Origin of the sequence: Flavicella marina (assembly GCF_009193215.1) — a bacterium.
Classification (GTDB): Bacteria; Bacteroidota; Bacteroidia; order Flavobacteriales; family Flavobacteriaceae; genus Flavicella; species Flavicella marina.
This window is the reverse complement of record NZ_VYVA01000001.1, coordinates 528,477-544,566: the sequence shown is the minus strand read 5'-3', so window position 1 is coordinate 544,566 and position 16,090 is coordinate 528,477. Positions and strand designations below refer to the sequence as shown.

12 protein-coding genes and 2 tRNA genes are annotated in these 16,090 nt (G+C 34.6%); 6 read left to right on the top strand and 8 right to left on the bottom strand.

The genetic code is table 11. The features are described 5' to 3' along the window. Window positions 1-10: 10 nt before the first annotated feature. Together polA and F6P99_RS02150 are read right to left on the bottom strand one after the other, a co-directional pair. The gene (gene polA, locus F6P99_RS02155) at window positions 11-2,821 is read right to left on the bottom strand and encodes a DNA polymerase I (protein WP_152285789.1); all 2,811 of its coding nucleotides are present in this window, start codon (window positions 2,819-2,821) and stop codon (window positions 11-13) included. Window positions 2,822-2,955: 134 nt separating this feature from the next. Beyond that, on the bottom strand, window positions 2,956-3,474 hold the full coding sequence (locus tag F6P99_RS02150; protein ID WP_152285788.1) for a shikimate kinase: 519 nt from the start codon (window positions 3,472-3,474) through the stop codon (window positions 2,956-2,958). Window positions 3,475-3,678: 204 nt separating this feature from the next. Here F6P99_RS02150 and F6P99_RS02145 point away from each other — a divergent pair, with 204 nt between their 5' ends. Then, window positions 3,679-3,975, top strand: a complete 297-nt coding sequence (locus F6P99_RS02145; RefSeq protein ID WP_152285787.1) for a thioredoxin family protein — start codon at window positions 3,679-3,681, stop codon at window positions 3,973-3,975. Here F6P99_RS02145 and F6P99_RS02140 read toward each other — a convergent pair. Both F6P99_RS02140 and F6P99_RS02135 read right to left on the bottom strand, forming a co-directional pair. After that, window positions 3,972-4,613, bottom strand: a complete 642-nt coding sequence (locus F6P99_RS02140) for a polysaccharide deacetylase family protein (protein ID WP_152285786.1) — start codon at window positions 4,611-4,613, stop codon at window positions 3,972-3,974. The genes F6P99_RS02145 and F6P99_RS02140 overlap by 4 nt on opposite strands. Window positions 4,614-4,621: 8 nt before the next feature. Further along, window positions 4,622-7,696 carry a glycosyltransferase family 117 protein gene (locus F6P99_RS02135; protein WP_152285785.1) on the bottom strand — a complete coding sequence of 1,025 codons (3,075 nt, stop codon included), beginning with the start codon at window positions 7,694-7,696 and terminating at the stop codon, window positions 4,622-4,624. Window positions 7,697-7,917: 221 nt separating this feature from the next. Between F6P99_RS02135 and F6P99_RS02130 the strand changes: the two genes are divergently transcribed. Beyond that, window positions 7,918-7,988, top strand: a tRNA-Gln gene (locus tag F6P99_RS02130). Between the two features lie 65 nt (window positions 7,989-8,053). On the opposite strand, the gene F6P99_RS02125 is transcribed toward F6P99_RS02130, so the two are convergent. After that, complete coding sequence (locus tag F6P99_RS02125; protein ID WP_152285784.1) at window positions 8,054-8,857, bottom strand: hypothetical protein; 804 nt, start codon at window positions 8,855-8,857, stop codon at window positions 8,054-8,056. A gap of 42 nt (window positions 8,858-8,899) precedes the next feature. Here F6P99_RS02125 and F6P99_RS02120 point away from each other — a divergent pair, with 42 nt between their 5' ends. Beyond that, a complete protein-coding gene (locus tag F6P99_RS02120; protein WP_226912987.1) occupies window positions 8,900-9,193 on the top strand; it encodes a DUF1059 domain-containing protein in 294 nt (97 codons plus the stop codon). 3 nt (window positions 9,194-9,196) lie between these two features. On the opposite strand, the gene F6P99_RS02115 is transcribed toward F6P99_RS02120, so the two are convergent. Then, window positions 9,197-10,345: a BamA/TamA family outer membrane protein gene (locus F6P99_RS02115; protein WP_152285783.1), complete on the bottom strand. Its 1,149-nt coding sequence runs from the start codon at window positions 10,343-10,345 to the stop codon at window positions 9,197-9,199. Window positions 10,346-10,492: 147 nt separating this feature from the next. Between F6P99_RS02115 and F6P99_RS02110 the strand changes: the two genes are divergently transcribed. Further along, entirely contained in the window at window positions 10,493-10,864 is a 372-nt protein-coding gene (locus F6P99_RS02110; protein ID WP_152285782.1) for a VOC family protein, read from the top strand. 126 nt (window positions 10,865-10,990) lie between these two features. Continuing rightward, window positions 10,991-12,181: a hypothetical protein gene (locus F6P99_RS02105; protein ID WP_152285781.1), complete on the top strand. Its 1,191-nt coding sequence runs from the start codon at window positions 10,991-10,993 to the stop codon at window positions 12,179-12,181. Window positions 12,182-12,203: 22 nt separating this feature from the next. Here F6P99_RS02105 and F6P99_RS02100 read toward each other — a convergent pair whose 3' ends face one another. Next, window positions 12,204-14,420: a TonB-dependent receptor gene (locus F6P99_RS02100; RefSeq protein ID WP_152285780.1), complete on the bottom strand. Its 2,217-nt coding sequence runs from the start codon at window positions 14,418-14,420 to the stop codon at window positions 12,204-12,206. 220 nt (window positions 14,421-14,640) lie between these two features. Here F6P99_RS02100 and F6P99_RS02095 point away from each other — a divergent pair, with 220 nt between their 5' ends. Then, on the top strand, window positions 14,641-15,720 hold the full coding sequence (locus tag F6P99_RS02095; protein WP_152285779.1) for an SGNH/GDSL hydrolase family protein: 1,080 nt from the start codon (window positions 14,641-14,643) through the stop codon (window positions 15,718-15,720). A gap of 182 nt (window positions 15,721-15,902) precedes the next feature. Here F6P99_RS02095 and F6P99_RS02090 read toward each other — a convergent pair. After that, window positions 15,903-15,975 (bottom strand) — tRNA-Met (locus tag F6P99_RS02090). Window positions 15,976-16,090: the final 115 nt, after the last annotated feature.

Genomic DNA, 16,090 nt, shown 5'->3' with positions numbered 1-16,090 from the left:
TTAGATTTTTTTAATGAGCTTGTAGCCAGTTTTCTCCAATTCCAACTTCTACGTCTAAAGGTACAGACAGCTTAAAAGCGTTTTCCATTTCTTTTTGGATGATGGGTTCTAAGGTTGAAAGCTCTTCTTTGTGCATATCAAACACCAATTCATCATGTACTTGTAATAACATTTTTGATTGGTAGTTGTTTTGATCAAAGTGTTTTTGGATATTGATCATTGCTATTTTTATAATGTCAGCTGCACTCCCTTGAATAGGAGCATTTACGGCATTTCGTTCGTCGCCAGATCTCACCATTCCGTTTTGAGAATTGATGTTTTTTAAATATCGCCTTCTCCCTGATATAGTTTCCACATAGCCATTGTCTCTTGCGAAATCAACTTGTTTTGCCATGTAGGCTTTTAATGTCGGGTAGGTTTCGTAATAGGCTTCAATTAGTGCTTTGGCTTCTTTACGAGTCATTCCTGTCTGGTCTGCTAAAGTAAAGGCACCTTGACCGTATAGGATTCCGAAGTTTACTGCTTTTGCTCTTCCTCGTTGTTCTCTTGTAACTTCTTTTAAAGGCACTCCAAAAACTTTTGCTGCTGTAGTGGCATGAATGTCTTGCTTATCTTTGAAGGCTTGAATCATGTTTTCTTCCTCACTCAATGCTGCTATAATTCTCAATTCTATTTGCGAGTAATCGGCTGCAAATAATACAAAGTTTTCGTTTTTTGGAACAAATGATTCTCGAACTTGTTTTCCTCGCTCTGTTCGAATAGGAATGTTTTGCAAATTCGGATTGTTTGAACTCAGTCTACCTGTGGCAGCCACAGTTTGTCCATAAGTTGTGTGAATTCTTTTTGTCTTTGGGTTTACTTCGTTTGGTAAAGCATCGATGTACGTGCTTTTTAATTTTACCAAACCACGCCATTCCATAATTTCTTCTACTATTTTGTGCTCTGCTGCAAGTTTAGAAAGTACATCTTCGTTTGTTGCGTATTGACCTGTTTTTGTTTTTTTTGGTTTTTCTACCAAATTCATTTTTTCAAACAATACAATACCTAGTTGTTTTGGAGAAGCTAAATTAAAATCTTCACCTGCTTGGCTGTAGATGCTTTTTTCAAGCACATCAATGTCTTTGGTGATGGTTTCCGAAAGTTTATGTAAGTAGTCGGTGTCGATATTGATTCCTTCTATTTCCATTTTTGCCAACACTTTCAATAAAGGAATTTCAACGTCTTTATAAAGTGTCGTCAAACCATTTTCTTCTAATTCTTTTTCAAAAACCGTTTTAAGTTGAAATGCTAAATCAGTGTTTTCAACTAAAAATTCTCTCTGTTTGCTTAGCTCTGCATCTGAAAATTGAATCGCACTTTTACCTTTACCAATAATACTTTCAATTTTTTGAGGTTGGTAATTTAAATAATTTTCAGCCAAGACGTTTATTTGATGCCTCATGTCTGGGTTGATCAAATAATGTGCAAGTGCGGTGTCGAACAATTCACCTTTTACTGCAATACCGAATTGTCCTAAAATTTTGATGTCTCTTTTTAGATTGTGACCTATTTTTAAGATGTTTGTATTTTCGAAAAAAGGAGAAAATTGTTGTAAAATGTTTTCATTTTCTTTTTCATCGGTAGGCAATGTCAGATAATACCCTTTTCCTGAGTCGTAAGTAAATGAGATTCCTGTGATAATTAATTCAGATGTATCCGTAACTACTTCAAAACATACTTCTTGTTGCTTGTTGAGGTTTTCAAGTAGTTTTCTTCGTGAAAACGGATTGTTCACAAATTGGTATACATGATTTTTTGTCTCAATATTTTGATAGCCTGTATGAACTTCCTCTTGTTTGAATGGTGAAGCGAATAAATCTAATTGGCTATTTTCTGAGGGTGAATCCGGAGTTATTTTAGTTTCCGGAGTGGTTGCGTCGTTAACGGTTTCTTCCGGAGCTTTAAAAAGTTTATGGATGGTGTCTAAAGTCCTTCTAAATTCTAATTCTTGAAAGATATCAGATACTTTTTGAAAATCAGGTGGACACATCGTGTAGTCTTCTGCATGAAATTCTACCGGGCAGTCGAGGATAATCGTGGCGAGTTGCTTTGAAAGAATTCCAAGCTCTTTGTTAGCTTCAACTTTTTCTTTCATTTTCCCTTTTAGCTCGTGTGTGTTTGCTAAAAGACCTTCCATACTACCGTATTGTTTCAAGAATTTTTTTGCTGTTTTGTCTCCTACACCCGGAAGTCCAGGAATGTTGTCAACGGCATCTCCCATCATTCCCAAATAATCTATTACCTGAAGAGGGTCTTCAATCTCAAATTTTTCTTTAACCTTTTCCACATCCCAAATCTCAATACCATTTCCCATACGAGCAGGACGGTACATAAAGATATTTTCAGAGACCAGTTGAGCATAGTCTTTATCTGGAGTTACCATGTAAACTTGATAGCCTTGTTTTTCAGCTTGCTTTGATAAGGTTCCAATCAAATCATCTGCTTCGATTCCTTTGTGTTCAACGATTGGGATATTCATTGCTTTAAGGATTTCTTGAATATAGGGAACGGCAATTTTAATTGCTTCTGGAGTCTCTTGGCGGTTTGATTTATATTCAGGAAAAGCTTCGTTTCGAGCATCTGAACCACCTTTGTCAAAAGCCACTGCAAGCAAATCTGGTTTTTCTCTACGAATAACATCGAGCAAAGAGTTCGTAAACCCTAAAATTGCTGAAGTATCCATACCTTTAGAATTGATTCGTGGATTTTTAATTAGTGCATAATATCCTCTAAAAATTAGTGCAAATGCATCTAATAAAAACACCTTCTTTTTGCTCGACATGGAATAGAATTTTAATAAGAATGTAAATGTACAGAAATAACTTTGAAAGTTAAACTCAGTTCATCAAATGAAATAAACGATACTCTAGGTGGTTTAAGAAGCTAGATTAGCAGTGATAAAGGCAGAATAATAAATTATACTATATTCAAAATATCCGCTACAACTTCTTTTTTTGTTTTGTTGTCAGTTGTTATTTGGTATTCTGCTCGACTGTAGAATGCAGAACGCTCAAATAAATGTTTGCCAATAAACTCTGCCAATTCTTCTTTGGTTTCAATATTTGCAATTAGAGGGCGTTTGGCTTTTTTGAGGATAAGCTTGTCTGTTAGTTTTGAAACAGACCCTCTAAGGTAAAAGCTTTTTGTGTTTTTAGAATCCAGTATAAGATCCATGTTTTTTCCAAAACATGGTGTACCTCCTCCTAAAGAGAGAATAATATCATCGTCAGTTTTTAGAAGTTCTTGTAGGTATTCTTCTTCTTTTTTTCTGAAATAAATCTCTCCTTTAGACTCGAAAATTTCTTTGACGCTTGCTTCTTCTTTTTCTACAATAAAATCATCTAAATCAACCAATTTATAGTTAAGTTTTTTTGATAACTTTCTACCAATTGAAGATTTTCCTGATCCCATATATCCTATTAAAACAATAATCATTTTTGAGAAATTTTATTTTTTGAAACTCGTTATTTTATGTTTACAAAAGAACAAAAAAATATATTAAATAACGTCTCGTGCTGTGAATGAAAAATTATTTTTATAAGTAACATAAATACAGTATATTGCATGGTGTTTTTTTGCTGTTTTGGTATTTGAAACATCGAATAATTAAGAATAAATTAAAAGCTTGCAAACGTAATCATGACAAAATTTGGAGAACTTATTAATTTAGACATTCCTGTGCTTATTGATTTTTATTTTGAATGGGATAAGACAGGGGAAAACCCTAATGAGGTTTTGCGAGATGTGGTTGCTGCTTTAGGGGATAAAGCAAAGGTGATAAAAATTGATATTGAAAAAAATGAAATTCTTGCCGATGCCTTGAAAGTAAAGGCAAATCCTACATTTATTATTTACAAGCAAGGTCAAATGAAATGGAGGCAATCAGGTGAACTGGATGCAAATACTTTGATTGGTTTGGTACAGAAATATGCCTAAGCAAGCGCTTTAAATTTATAGCCTTTTTTACTGAAATATTCAAGTACTTTAGGGAGTGCATATTGCAGGTTTTTCTTAGCTTTTATGCTGTCGTGAAATACGATAATAGAACCTTTTGCTGCGTTTTTCACAACATTTGAAAAGCAGTTTTCTTCTCTTGTGTTGTTGTCAAAATCAGCACTTAACACATCCCACATAATTATTTTGTAACCTTTTTTAGTCAGGATTTTTGTCTGTATAGGTTTGATTTTTCCATAGGGGGGTCTAAAAAATTTTGGCTCGTTAGGTAATTGGTATTGTTGTATTAGCTTGTCAGTTTTATCAATGTTTTCAACATATAAAGCATTGTTAGTTTTCCATCCTTTTAAATGATTGAAAGTGTGGTTGCCAATGGTGTGTCCTTTTGTTATAAGTTTTTTTGCGAGTTCTGGGTGTGCTTCTATGTTTTTGCCTATGCAAAAAAAAGTAGCTTTTGCACTGTATTGGTCCAATTGACTTAAAACCCACTCCGTAATTTCTGGAGTAGGTCCGTCGTCAAATGTTAAGTAAATGTCTTTATTATTTGTTGGAATAGACCAAATCTGGTTGTTGAATATTTTTTCTATCCACTTAGGGATATGTACAAATAATGAATTCATTGCAACCGTTATTCCATCAAGCTTTGAAATAATTTTACATGCTTTATAAAACTGTCTTCTGCTTCGGCGATATAGCTTGGATCTTGGTCATTGGCATCGATATCTCTCATAACACTTCTGTACATATTTAGCGTTCTTTCGATTTCGTCAAAAGTAGCATTTAGCCATGAGTCATCAAACCTACTATAGTAAAGCAATTTTTCTTGAAAAATAGCTATAAGTGTTTCAGAGACCGCTCTTGCCTTTTCTGGTTTGTTTATTTGGTAGTAATATTCAGTATAACCTAAACAAATACCATAATGTCCATAATCTTCGATAGGCATTTCAGCAAGACTTAAATCTAATATTTCTTCTGCTTTTTCAAATTGTTTTTCTGAAATCAATACTTCAGTAAGTCGCATTAAATTATTTCTAAATGAGATCGAGTTTTTACGCGACTCTACGTCTAAATAAATATCTTTTGAATTGATTTCAGACCAATCCCAGCTCGTAACTTTTTCATACATGCTATCAGAATAAATTTTCCCCATGTCAAACATACTTCCTTGGTTTTTTGTTTTAACTGGGATAAACTTGTAGCATAATCCATCTAGCTGTAAATAGTCTTTCATCCATAAATACTCTTCATCAGCATTGGCACCTCCTGTAAAGTAGATAGGGTGTTTCCAATTGTTGTTTGCCAATATGTCAAGCATTAAAATTCTGTTTTTTGTCAACCCTTGTTGGTCAACATCAATGTCGATATATGGCACAATTAAGGTTGAGTCTTTTGCAGGTACCAATCCACTTTCTAAAACTTTTTGTTTGTCAACAGTGAGTCTTATTTTGTTGGTAGGGTAAAATTTTTCTTTGTGACCATTTTCTGTTTCTATGTAGGTGCGTTCATCAGTGGAAGCAATCCATTTCATGAAATCAGTGATGTTCCAACGGTTTTCCGTCTGTGGAAAATGATAAGCTACATCTAAAGATCCGTGTTTGTATTGCTCATGCGTTAACTGCGATGGAATCGGGTCTGCATTGTAGGTTTTTCGTTTCATTTGATCGATATACCAGTCGGTAGCAAAAAGGCTGGTATTGATCAGTTTGATGTCTGTTCGATAGTTTTCAACTTCTTGCATGTACCAAAGTGGGAAGGTGTCATTGTCACCAATAGTAAACATTATAGCGTTTTCATCACAAGAATCTAAATAAGTTTTTGCGTTGAAATGTGCGGTGTATTTGCCAGATCTGTCGTGATCGTCCCAGTTTTCTGAGGCCATTAATACGGGCACGGCAAACAAGGCTACAACACTTGTAATCATGGCAACATTTCTTGGACTCATGTATTTTTTTAGTGCATCGTAAATTGCGTATACACCAAACCCAACCCAGATGGCAAAAATATAGAATGAACCGACAACTGCGTAGTCTCTTTCTCTTGGCTCGAACGGTTTTGGATTCGTGTAAAAAATAATAGCCAATCCTGTAAATGCAAAAAACAAGAACAAGGTGTAAAAATTGTTTTGGTCTTTTTTCAATTGAAAAATCAACCCAATGATTCCGAATATAAGTGGAAAAAAGTAATACTTATTTCTTCCTTTGTTGTTTTTTACGTCTGAAGGTAAGTCTGTTTGAGGACCTAGTCTAAATTCGTCTATAAAATCAATCCCACTCAACCAGTTTCCGTTAAATAAATCAAGATTACCTTGCTCGTCGTTTTGGCGTCCTACAAAATTCCACATCAAATAACGTCCATACATATAACCGAATTGGTAGCTTAGCATGAATTCGATGTTTTGAGCAAATGAAGGTCTTTCTTTGCTTTTAGGGTCGATACCTACGATGGATTTGTAGTTGTTAATAACAGCAGGATTTGTCATTCTAGGAATAAAACCTTTGTGTTCATCGGTGTAAACAGGAGTCGCATTTTTATAGTTGTTTACAATCACATATTTTCCTGTTTTTTCGTCTTGCTCGTATTTTGGTTTTTCATCTTTGTAGATAGAATTTCCAGCAGCGTCTTTCTTTTGTTGTCTATTGTAGGTGATTGAGTAGTAGGTGTCGTAAAACACATTGGCGTCTCCGTATTGTTCACGGTTGTAATAGGCCAATAGTTCTCTAGCACTAGCAGGGTTGTTTTCGTTGATGGTTGTGTTAGCATTCGAACGTATCGGCAGCATTAACCAACATGAAAAACCGATCATGATAAACAGTACCGATAATATCAATGTATTGGCAATTACTTTCTTTTTAGATCGTGTGTATTTCAACCCATAAAAAAATGCAGCGGCTAGTATTATACCTGCTATGATACTTCCAGAGTTAAATGGAAGTCCGACTGTGTTCACGAAGAAAATTTCTGAAACACTGAAAAACTTTAAAGTAAAAGGGAATAAAAATTTAAATACAAAAGCTAGCACTAAGATAGCAACTGCATTTGCAATAATAAACTGTTTTGTGTTTAGGTTTTCGTAGTGCTTGTAGATATAAATAAATACAATCGCCGGAATTACCAAAAGAGAGAGTATATGAACTCCGAATGACAATCCAACAATAAATGAAATTAACAAAAGCCACTTATGACCTCTAGGAGTAAGCATTTCGTTTTCCCATTTCAAGGCTAGCCAAAATAATAGTGCCATTAAAAATGACGACATGGCATAAACTTCTGCTTCTACCGCACTGAACCAAAAACTATCTGAAAATGTATAGGCCAATGAGCCTACCAATCCACTACCAAGAATAGCAATTGCCTTACTTTCTGAAAAAGCACCTGATTTTAAAGCAAGTTTTTTTGCCAAATTGGTAATTGTCCAAAACATAAACAAAATTGTAAATGCACTCGCTAGACCAGACATGAAATTCACCATTTTTGCTATTTGAGTTACATCGGAGGTAAACATGGCAAAAAAGGCACCTAACATTTGGAATAGAGGTGCTCCTGGAGGGTGACCTACTTCAAGTTTTACAGAGGTTGCGATGTATTCTCCACAATCCCAATAACTAACTGTTGGTTCTAAAGTAAGCGTATATGTAATTAGGGCTATGGCAAAAGTTAGCCACCCTAAAATGATGTTTATTTTCTTGTAATTTGTTAAAAACATAGTGCTGTTTTGTAATATATGTGTGCGAATTTAATAATTTAAAGTGAATACTTGCATAAAAGCTTTGGTAAGGTGCGCTGAGAAGATTTATTTCTATTTTTTTTAACAAATATCTGGTTTTTTGGAGGTTGCTGTTTTGAATGAAAAAAATATGTAAAAAAAATAAAAAATTATTTGTAGAATTGAAAGTTTACCTTAAATTTGCACCCGCAATAAGCAATTGACCCATGGTGTAATGGTAGCACTCCGGTTTTTGGTATCGTCAGTCAAGGTTCGAGTCCTTGTGGGTCAACAAAAAAACGCAATCTCATTGAGATTGCGTTTTTTGCTTTTTAGAACTAGGCTTTTTATTTGTTTTTAAAAAATTGCGGAAACTCCTAGCATCGGACCTAATACTCTTACGTTTGTTTCAACTCCGTCATCAAACCTGTCGTAGCCAAAAGATCGAAACCCTGCATTTACAAGTACGTATTTGTGTACTTTGAAAGAGTTTATATAAGTAAAATCAGAAGCAAATTTCGAAGAATTACCAATTCCGAAGCCCCCAGCATTGTACGCTACGCTCACCAAGAATTTCGGACTAACGATAAATTTAGTATTTACTCCAACCATAAGGTCCCACCATTCAAGTCTTTTTTTGAAAGTTCCGTCAAATATGAGATTGTCACCTAGATAAATAAAATAATCAAGTGAGACATCGTTTAACATGTATTTTCCACCAAGACTGAAGTCTATCGACCAACCGGTTATTGCTTGGTCACTGTTTAGTTTAAAATTGTCATAGACTTTGTATCCTGCTTTTAAGTCGAATATTTTTTGATCTATAGATAGGTCAGCTTTTAGAGGTTTTACTTCTCCACTGCCACCAAGATTTGCAAAGGTACCATCAAAAGAAAAAGAAAATCTGTCGTATCTTACTGTTGTTATAATTTGAAATCCCCAATTTGTCATAGATGATAAGTCGTTGAAGTTTTGACGTATGGATTCACCTCCAACGTCGGTTGATTGCGCTGCGAATAAAGCATAAGGAGTAATACTAAACCTCCATTTTTTTTCAGATTTTTTAGAAGACTTGAAATCTGATGCAGTTTCTTGTGCTGTAAGTTGTGTATTAAACATCAAAATCAAAAGTACTATTGATAAACGTAGTAATGTTTTCATGAGAAGTATTAGGTTGTGTTGGTTAGCAAAAATACTCAAAATATGGCTGAAGCAATAGAGAATAAATTAAATCGTATATTTGATAGTAACTCAAAAATAATTATAGGTATGAAAACAATGACTTGTAAGCAATTGGGAGGAGCGTGCAATAAAAAATTCACTGCTGAAACTTTTGATGAAATTGCGAAGATGAGTAAAGAACATGGAATGGAGATGTTTCAACAAAACGATGTGCCACATTTACAGGCGATGGAAGCCATGCAAGCTTTGATGCAAACTCCTGAGGCTATGAAGGCTTGGATGGATGATAAAAAAGCAAAATTTGATTTGTTGTAATTTTTAAAAAGCCTCCTCAATACCGAAATAAACTCCGCTGTTTCCATCGGCACCGATTCCAATATCAGCTCTTAAATTTACGCGTTCTTTTTTGTTAAACATATAGCGTAGACCAGAACCAAAACTGTATTTAAGGGATTGGAAGTTATAATCGATAATACTTTCTGATACGTTTCCAACGGTACCAAAGAGAACATACCCCCAGCGTTTTGCAAAACTCTTTCGATATTCTAGTTGTGCCATTCCATAAAAATTATCTCGATACCTTCCGAAGAAATAACCACGCATTTGCTTACCACCTAGAGAGGGCAATTTGTAAAAAGGTGTTTCTCCAGTAGCAGATTGTATAAAGAAATTACTTGCCAGAACTCCGCCATTTTTAAAAGAAACATAATTTCTGACGTCAAATTCAAAAAAGGCAAAATTAAAATCACTTACACCTGGGTAAATTACCGCTTTGAAATATTGATAACTTCCACTTTTTGGAGTGAAAAGATGTTCTCTACTATCCCATACTAAATCTCCTCCAAAACCAATCATTTGTCCTCCCAATCCTCCGTAGATTAGTGGATCGTCTATAAATTCATTTCCTTTTTTGTCTACAATTTCTGTGTGGTTGTAGTCAAAAATCATACCTGCTCGGTCAGCAGAAAACCAAGATGTCGGAATTTGGATGGTCAATGTCGTGGCAAATGTCGTTGCTGAATAGGCCGCATTGCTATAATCGGCGGCATCATCTCCAACTCCCCAAAATTTATTTACATAAAAACCATAATTCATGGGTAGTTTAATGTTGAGTCGATTTTTAAAAAAATACATATCATTATCCATGCTTATCCGATATTGGTTGTTCAATGAATAATATCCTCCGAAGCCTAATTTAGATGGGTTTAGAATTTTTTCTTTTCCGGTATAATAAATCAAAATTCCACCTGCTCCAAAAGTCACATCGGTTTCTGGTGTATACGATATAAATGGGTAGGTGTTAAATGTGGGTCTTCTTAAGGTGTCCGTTGGGTTTAGTTTTTTATAATATTTTGCACGTAATGCATTGGTAGTAATACTGTCAATAATTCTGTTTTCTTCTTTTTGAGAAAACAAAAGGTGTATCGAACAGAGAAAGCAAAAGATTACTGCAAGTTTATTTTTCATAGCATAGATGTATCTAGTATTCAAAAATGGATATAAAACACTAGGCTAAGTTATAAAAAAGAATTTTTCTAATGGATAACTATGTGTTTTTGGTATAGCTAGGTAAAATTTTGTAGTTTAGATTTACAATTAAAAAGCATTATAAAAATGAAATTAGGAGCGTTTTCAGTTAGTTTAAATGTAAAAGATTTGATGGTGTCAAAAAAATTTTACGAGACCTTAGGTTTTGAAGTTTTTGCAGGTGCGATTGAGAGTAATTATTTGATCATGAAAAATGAAAGCACACTTATTGGTTTGTTTGAAAACATGTTCGAGCATAATATTTTGACTTTTAATCCTGGTTGGGATGCAGATGCTAATACCTTGGAAAATTTTGATGATGTTAGAAAAATACAACAAGAGCTGTTAGATGCAGGCATTCATATAGAGAATAAAATTTCTGAAAAGGGTTCGGGACCTGCTAATATTGTAGTAATCGATCCAGATGGTAATCCTATATTAATTGATCAACATGTGTGATTTAAATACTTACTAAAAAAGTATCCCGTTGAGAGTTTATATGTGTTTTTAGGGTTATTGGTTGGTTATTGCGCTGTTTTGGTTAGGTAGCTGTTATTACCTTTATATGTAAACAATATATAATTTATGAAACTAAAATTCTCTTCATTTTATAACGCAAACAAGTTTTTTTTACCTGTGTTTTTTTTGTTAGTTCAGCTTGTTGCTGCTCAAGAAAAAAACTTTGATACACCTTTAAAGCCCCACCCAATAGCGGCTATAGAATCAGAGAAAAAAGAATACCATAGAGAGCAAAAAACCAATTTTGAACACTGGATGTATTCTCAAAAGACCCATGCTTTTGTTGGGTATTTAGGTTCAATTGCACAAGGTGGGTTTTCAAGTGGCTTAACTGCCAATACATTTCACTACGATTTGGGTGTGTTGTATCAAGGCAAATGGGTAAAAACTAAAAACTACAAATTAAATTTTCATGGGTGGGTAGAGCATACAAATTTAGTGTTTGGAAGTGATCCGAAAGCTTTTGCCAAAAAGTTGAAAATGTTTACTGTACCTAATGCTAATGATGAAACTACTTCTGGTTTATCTTTAGAATATTTACACTTCGAGAATTTCTTTTTCGATGGTTTGTTAGATGTAACTGTTGGTAAGTTAGAACCCACTTTTTACATGTCATTTACGAAATATAGCGCCTGGGATAAACTAACGCTGTTTAGCAAAACGGCATCGTCAGATCCTGTTCCCGACATGGATGCCGCTTTTGGTGTGTATGCCGAAGTTAATATTTCGGATTATATATCTGTCGGTGGTCAAATACTAGATGACACACCTAAAAACGAAGTTTTAGATGTTGCCAATTTCTTTGGGAATACAAAATACAATTACCAAGGATTTGTTCGTTGGGCCATCCCTTCAAAAAAGAAGTATTATAGTTACCATGTATTCAATCTGTATACCTATCCTCAGAGTCAAGAAAAAGCTGCGGGAAATGGGTGGATGTATATTGGTAATCAGGGAGTTTCAGATGATTTAATATTGACAATGAAATTGTCAAAAGGTACAGGCAGGGTATTAAAATACAACGGAGCTTATACTGCTGGTTTTATTCTAAAAAATACGTTTAACCGTTCGGGAGATCAAGCAGGAGCTGCTTTTGTGGTTAACGAGTTGAATGGACAATATGAGTATGGAATTGATACTTTCTATAAAATATTTTTACAAGATTGGGTAACCGTAGCAGGAAGTTTGCAAGGATATCAAACCGTGTCAAAAAATGTGGCAATTATTCCAGGGTTAAGGATGATGCTTACATATTAGCGAATTTCTAGTTATTATTCTTTTAGAATCGGTAGGTTAAGATGGTCTTTAAAAATAAGGGTGTTCCAGGTGTAAAGTGAATTTCTTCTACAGGTGTAACTTCTCCACGTAAACGTGATAGCGTAGCAAATTGAGTCTCATTCCAATTCGTATTGAATAGGTTTTCAATTTGAATACTTAGACTAAAATTATCCCAATTATACCCAGCGTTTAAGTCAGTTACTGTGTACCCAATCGCATTGATAGAATTGTCTTCATTTGCAGGTCGATCTTTTATGTGACGGAGGTTAAGACCTCCAAAGAAACCTGATTTATGGAGTATGTTTAGTCCACTAACAAGCGTAAAGTCAGGAGCTAGGGGAATATAATCTTCGCCCTTGTTTTCTTCGATAGCCCTTGCATGTGTATAGTTTACATCAATATTCCAATACAACCAAGGTAGTGGTTGGTAACGATAGCTCAATTCAATTCCTTGTCTTTTGGTTTTTTCGCTTGGTTCAACAATACCTGCATCACCTACATAAACAAACTCTTGTTCTAGGTATAAATACCAATAAGCAATATTAAGGAGCATTGAAGTTGTGGGTTTCCAAATAAAACCAGCGTCAAATCCGTAAGCTCCTGGTAGCGTTTGTTTTCCATTTTCTTCAATTACAACGCGCGTATCATTAGAGTGAAATCCTTTTCCAAATTTGGTGTACAATTGCAGGTCGTTTGTTGGGTTAAAAAGGATGTTTAGTTTCGGGCTTACTATAAGATCTTGTTTGTTTTGAGTTTCGTAGGTGGTTTGTAAGGCATCATTATATTGAAAGTTGAAATGATCTATTCGCAATGCCGGATTGATGATCCAACGATCGAATTCTAATTTTACACCGAGATAACCGCTGAGGTTGCTTTCTTGAATGTCTCCAAGCTTTATGTTTTCAAGAGTTTCTTTTCTGTTTGCAGTGTGTGAAAGCTCATTGTTTTTACTTTGATCATGTCTAATGCTAATACCAGCTTGCCAACTACCATATAGCTTGTTTAGATCGAAATCTTTATTGAAGTCACTGCGAAAACCATAGATATTTCTTTTTTCTTTTTGCTTAATTTGATCACCATTTATAGGGTCATCGAGGAAGAATGTGAAGTTTGAAAAGAGTTCAAAGCCGTATGTACTGTAAAAAATTTTGTTTTTAATCGTTGTATTGGCATCTAGATTTTTATCGAAATCGATTACTAGATTGCTTCTAGAGGTTATTCCCCCTTCGGTATCGTCAATGGCACCCCATCGGGTAATCAATCCACTGTCTACAGCTCTTTGAGGAATCTGACCAGATGCGTCCCATTTACTCGTAAAATGAGATAGGGTGATTCCCAATATATCAGTAGCTGATACGGAACCTCTATATTTTCCAAATAGGTTGATTCTGTTGAAGTTTTGAGGGCTTTCAAAGGGGCCATCAGTACTTATGTACTCTGTAGCAAGATATGCGTTTTGGGTAGCAGTTTGCAGAATATTAAACATTCCGCACAAACGAAAGGTGTCAAATTGACCAAATTCCATCTTGATACTATTTCGATCAATTTGGTTTTTGGTAGTAAAGTTTACGTATCCTGCTGTGTTGAAGTTTCCTTTGTTTTGGTAATAGGGTCCTTTTCCAAAATCAATGTTTTGTAAGGTTTCAGGAATGACAAAATGTAAATCGGCATAACCTTGTCCATGAGCATGAGAGACCATGTTTACTGGTAGACCGTCCACACTGATGTTGATATCTGTACCATGATCTACATCAAACCCTCTTAAAAATATTTGTTCAGCTTTTCCGCCACCCGCATGTTGTCCAATGAACAATCCTGGAACTTTTCGTAACAATTCTTGAGAAGAATTTACGGGATTTGTTTCAATATCGATATCGCTGATTACAGAAAGGGCATTCACTCTTGAGCCAATAATTACTTCATCTAGATTAAAGGAGTTTTTAGTTAATACAATTTGTATTGAAGAGTTTGTGTCTGAGATAATAATATCTTTCGATTTATAGCTTAGATGAGAAAACTGTAGGGTGTCTCCTTTTTTGGTTTCCAGTGAAAATTTACCTTTTTCATCTGTGTGTGTATGTTTTCCACTGCTAATATTTAAAATACTAACAGAATGAATTTTAGTTTTGCTAGTATTTAAAACGACACCAGATAGTTTTTGAGCTTTTAGAAAAAAAACACCCATCAAACAAACTAGTAACGAAAGATATTTTCTCATAGAAATCAATAAGTTTTATTTTTTGAGACATCGTTTTACGATGTCTCAAAAGTATGAATAGTCTTTGGTTTTTTGTTTTTTTGAGAGTGAAAAATTTGAAGTTAGTTTAGATGTATTTTTTAATTTTATCCTCTTGTAGATTCTTCTGGAATTTTAAGTCATAATAAATCATATATTTTTACTTAGTTTTATGCTCAAAATTATTTAATCTGAAATTTTTATGAGAGTTTTACTTACAAGCCTGTTTTTATTCTTAATTGCTTGTCAACCTGTACAGAAAAGTACAGGTAAACAATCAGAAATTTCATTTGATAATACAAAGTTGTATTACGAAGGAAGAGTCAAACCCAACAATCAAATAAAAGCAACAGAAATGTATTGGCCTGGAACTTCGGTTTCGTTGAAGTTCAAAGGAACTGCTGTATCGGCTGTTCTAGAGGATGAAAAAGGAGAGAATTATTTCACGGTTGTTTTAGATGGTAAACAGATTTCGGTTTTAGCTTTGTCCCAAGGGAAAAAAGAATATGTTTTGGCTGAAAATTTAGCTGATACGGTTCATCAGATTGAGTTGCATAAACGCAATGATTGGATACATGGAAAAACGCTTTTTTATGCCTATCAATACAAAGGCGATACTCTATTAGATATAACAAAAAAAGAAACCTTTATTGAGTTTTATGGGGATTCAATAACTGTAGGGTATGGTAACGAGGATACTACAGGCAAAGATCGTTCTACTGGTGATGTTACCAATAATTATTTAGCATACGGCGCACTAACCGCAAGAGCTTTGAATGCTGAGTATTCATGCATTGCTCATAGTGGAATTGGTATTATGGTAAGTTGGGATGATTTGACTATGCCAGAAGAGTTTGATCGGTGGAATCCGGAAGATGCAAATGATTCTTGGGATTTTTCTAAGAAACAAGCTGATATCGTAGTTGTCAATTTATTTCAGAATGATTCATGGTTGGTAAAAAGAAATAATCATCCGCAATTTAAAAGGCGATTTGGTGTTGAAGCGCCTTCAGACGAGTATATAATCGATAGTTATGTTTCTTTTGTTCAAAAAATACGTTCTCACTATCCAAAGGCTGAAATAGTGTGTATTCTAGGAAATATGGATGTAACCAAAAAAGGTTCTCAATGGCCAGAATTTGTAAAACAAGCAGTTGCTAAAACAGGAGATAAAAAAATGCATACGCTATTTGTGTCTTATAAAGATTCACCGGGGCATCCAAAAGTTTATGAGCAAGCAGCGATAGCAGAAAAATTGATTGGTTACTTGAAACAGATTTAAGATTGTAAGCATAGATATAAAATAAAAAAGCTTCAGTGAAACTGAAGCTTTTTTTTGTATCGTGAACTGGACTTTCTTCGTCAAAAGCTCAGGATAAACTTCTCGTCCAATCTTAGTCTTGGGTTGCTATAACCACATAAAAAAAGCAGCTACATTTTACTGTAACTGCTTTGTCGTTTTAGTAGCGGGAACTGGACTCGAACCAGTGACCTTCGGGTTATGAGCCCGACGAGCTACCTACTGCTCTATCCCGCGATTTCGTGCTGCAAAGATACATCAATTAAAATGTTTTTTCCAAATAAAATAGGAGTTTTTTTGAAGTATTTTAAATATCCTTTTCAATAGGCTGATTGATAGCTTGTTTGGAAAT

Excerpts from the sequence above, each read along its gene's own strand:
- F6P99_RS02150 (WP_152285788.1), bottom strand. The coding sequence starts at position 3,474 with ATGATTATTGTTTTAATAGGATATATGGGATCAGGAAAATCTTCAATT.
- F6P99_RS02095 (WP_152285779.1), top strand. The coding sequence starts at position 14,641 with ATGAGAGTTTTACTTACAAGCCTGTTTTTATTCTTAATTGCTTGTCAA.
- F6P99_RS02140 (WP_152285786.1), bottom strand. The coding sequence starts at position 4,613 with ATGAATTCATTATTTGTACATATCCCTAAGTGGATAGAAAAAATATTC.
- F6P99_RS02135 (WP_152285785.1), bottom strand. The coding sequence starts at position 7,696 with ATGTTTTTAACAAATTACAAGAAAATAAACATCATTTTAGGGTGGCTA.
- polA (WP_152285789.1), bottom strand. The coding sequence starts at position 2,821 with ATGTCGAGCAAAAAGAAGGTGTTTTTATTAGATGCATTTGCACTAATT.
- F6P99_RS02125 (WP_152285784.1), bottom strand. The coding sequence starts at position 8,857 with ATGAAAACATTACTACGTTTATCAATAGTACTTTTGATTTTGATGTTT.
- F6P99_RS02100 (WP_152285780.1), bottom strand. The coding sequence starts at position 14,420 with ATGAGAAAATATCTTTCGTTACTAGTTTGTTTGATGGGTGTTTTTTTT.
- F6P99_RS02115 (WP_152285783.1), bottom strand. The coding sequence starts at position 10,345 with ATGAAAAATAAACTTGCAGTAATCTTTTGCTTTCTCTGTTCGATACAC.
- F6P99_RS02105 (WP_152285781.1), top strand. The coding sequence starts at position 10,991 with ATGAAACTAAAATTCTCTTCATTTTATAACGCAAACAAGTTTTTTTTA.
- F6P99_RS02120 (WP_226912987.1), top strand. The coding sequence starts at position 8,900 with ATGGCTGAAGCAATAGAGAATAAATTAAATCGTATATTTGATAGTAAC.
- F6P99_RS02110 (WP_152285782.1), top strand. The coding sequence starts at position 10,493 with ATGAAATTAGGAGCGTTTTCAGTTAGTTTAAATGTAAAAGATTTGATG.
- F6P99_RS02145 (WP_152285787.1), top strand. The coding sequence starts at position 3,679 with ATGACAAAATTTGGAGAACTTATTAATTTAGACATTCCTGTGCTTATT.